The organism is Salinivibrio sp. ML290, from assembly GCF_001995695.1.
GTDB classification, from domain to species: Bacteria; Pseudomonadota; Gammaproteobacteria; order Enterobacterales; family Vibrionaceae; genus Salinivibrio; species Salinivibrio siamensis.
The window spans coordinates 1-1,244 of record NZ_MUEY01000036.1 but is presented as its reverse complement, the minus strand read 5'-3'; the positions used below and the strand labels follow the sequence as shown (position 1 = coordinate 1,244).

The 1,244-nt window shown below is 46.0% G+C and carries 3 tRNA genes and 2 rRNA genes; all 5 read left to right on the top strand.

The annotated features are described in order from the left end of the window. Positions 1-133: ribosomal RNA gene (locus tag BZG23_RS16415) — 16S ribosomal RNA — on the top strand; the annotation flags it as partial. Positions 134-214: 81 nt separating this feature from the next. Continuing rightward, positions 215-290: transfer RNA gene (locus BZG23_RS16410), tRNA-Glu, on the top strand. Between the two features lie 2 nt (positions 291-292). Then, positions 293-368 (top strand) — tRNA-Lys (locus BZG23_RS16405). A gap of 9 nt (positions 369-377) precedes the next feature. Next, positions 378-453 (top strand) — tRNA-Val (locus BZG23_RS16400). 480 nt (positions 454-933) lie between these two features. Next, positions 934-1,244 (top strand): 23S ribosomal RNA (locus BZG23_RS16395); the annotation flags it as partial.

The window sequence follows — 1,244 nt, the reverse complement described above, 5'->3', positions numbered from 1 at the left end:
ACCATGGGAGTGGGCTGCACCAGAAGTAGATAGCTTAACCTTCGGGAGGGCGTTTACCACGGTGTGGTTCATGACTGGGGTGAAGTCGTAACAAGGTAGCCCTAGGGGAACCTGGGGCTGGATCACCTCCTTACTGACGCTATTTTTGCGAGTGTTCACACAGATTGTATAGGTTGAAGTATTAAAGAGGATATGTTCCCAAACATATCGGCGTGTCCCATTCGTCTAGAGGCCTAGGACACCGCCCTTTCACGGCGGTAACAGGGGTTCGACTCCCCTATGGGACGCCATTGGGTTGTTAGCTCAGTTGGTAGAGCAGTTGACTTTTAATCAATTGGTCACAGGTTCGAATCCTGTACAACCCACCACACTATTGTGGGCGATTAGCTCAGTTGGGAGAGCACCTCCCTTACAAGGAGGGGGTCACTGGTTCGAGCCCGGTATCGCCCACCACGCTTTAAAGGTTTTTGCTTAAGAATCTTTAGAACGTGGTTTATTTAGCAATAAACGACATGCTCTTTAACAATCTGGAAAGCTGACAAGTCATTCTTAAAGAATGACAGTAAAGTTCTCANGCTCAGTTGGGAGAGCACCTCCCTTACAAGGAGGGGGTCACTGGTTCGAGCCCGGTATCGCCCACCACGCTTTAAAGGTTTTTGCTTAAGAATCTTTAGAACGTGGTTTATTTAGCAATAAACGACATGCTCTTTAACAATCTGGAAAGCTGACAAGTCATTCTTAAAGAATGACAGTAAAGTTCTCAATCAGTGACAGAAATGTCACTCACACAATCAAGTGTGCTTGGGCTTTGTCTTATTTGATAAGCAAAGTCTCTATTTTGAGTCCGGCAAAAACAAAACCTTAGTTGTTTAAACCGTTTGTTTTCACTTTTTAAAAGTGAAAGTAAATAAGCAAGACCTTTTGGGGTTGTATGGTTAAGTGACTAAGCGTAGACGGTGGATGCCTTGGCAGTCAGAGGCGATGAAGGACGTATTAACTTGCGATAAGCCCAGATAAGGCAGTAAAAGCCATTTGAATCTGGGATTTCCGAATGGGGAAACCCACCTGCATAAGCAGGTATCTTAGTGTGAATACATAGCGCTAAGAGGCGAACTCGGGGAACTGAAACATCTAAGTACCCGAAGGAAAAGAAATCAATTGAGATTCCGGCAGTAGCGGCGAGCGAACCCGGAGCAGCCCTTAAGCGGCTTAGGCGTTAGGTGAACAGGTTGGAAAACCTGGCA